General features: G+C 53.2%; 1 rRNA gene. It reads right to left on the reverse strand.

What is annotated here, in order from left to right:
* Positions 1 to 35: 35 nt before the first annotated feature.
* Positions 36 to 1099 (reverse strand): 16S ribosomal RNA (locus UA76_RS09845); the annotation flags it as partial.

A 1099-nucleotide genomic window follows, 5' to 3' on the forward strand; every position in this document is an offset into this window, starting at 1 on the left:
AATCTGTGTGAACACTCATCGCAATAATCATCGTATAAGGAGGTGATCCAGCCCCAGGTTCCCCTAGGGCTACCTTGTTACGACTTCACCCCAGTCATGAACCACAAAGTGGTGAGCGTCCTCCCGAAGGTTAAACTACCCACTTCTTTTGCAGCCCACTCCCATGGTGTGACGGGCGGTGTGTACAAGGCCCGGGAACGTATTCACCGTAGCATTCTGATCTACGATTACTAGCGATTCCGACTTCATGGAGTCGAGTTGCAGACTCCAATCCGGACTACGACGCACTTTTTGGGATTCGCTCACCATCGCTGGTTGGCCGCCCTCTGTATGCGCCATTGTAGCACGTGTGTAGCCCTACTCGTAAGGGCCATGATGACTTGACGTCGTCCCCACCTTCCTCCGGTTTATCACCGGCAGTCTCCCTGGAGTTCCCACCCGAAGTGCTGGCAAACAAGGATAAGGGTTGCGCTCGTTGCGGGACTTAACCCAACATTTCACAACACGAGCTGACGACAGCCATGCAGCACCTGTCTCAGAGTTCCCGAAGGCACCAAAGCATCTCTGCTAAGTTCTCTGGATGTCAAGAGTAGGTAAGGTTCTTCGCGTTGCATCGAATTAAACCACATGCTCCACCGCTTGTGCGGGCCCCCGTCAATTCATTTGAGTTTTAATCTTGCGACCGTACTCCCCAGGCGGTCTACTTAACGCGTTAGCTCCGAAAGCCACGGCTCAAGGCCACAACCTCCAAGTAGACATCGTTTACGGCGTGGACTACCAGGGTATCTAATCCTGTTTGCTCCCCACGCTTTCGCATCTGAGTGTCAGTATCTGTCCAGGGGGCCGCCTTCGCCACTGGTATTCCTTCAGATCTCTACGCATTTCACCGCTACACCTGAAATTCTACCCCCTCTACAGTACTCTAGTGAGCCAGTTTCAAATGCAATTCCGAGGTTGAGCCCCGGGCTTTCACATCTGACTTAACTCACCACCTGCATGCGCTTTACGCCCAGTAATTCCGATTAACGCTCGCACCCTCCGTATTACCGCGGCTGCTGGCACGGAGTTAGCCGGTGCTTCTTCTGCAGCTAACGTCAAA

The organism is Vibrio mexicanus (assembly GCF_001012815.1).
GTDB lineage: Bacteria > Pseudomonadota > Gammaproteobacteria > Enterobacterales > Vibrionaceae > Vibrio > Vibrio mexicanus.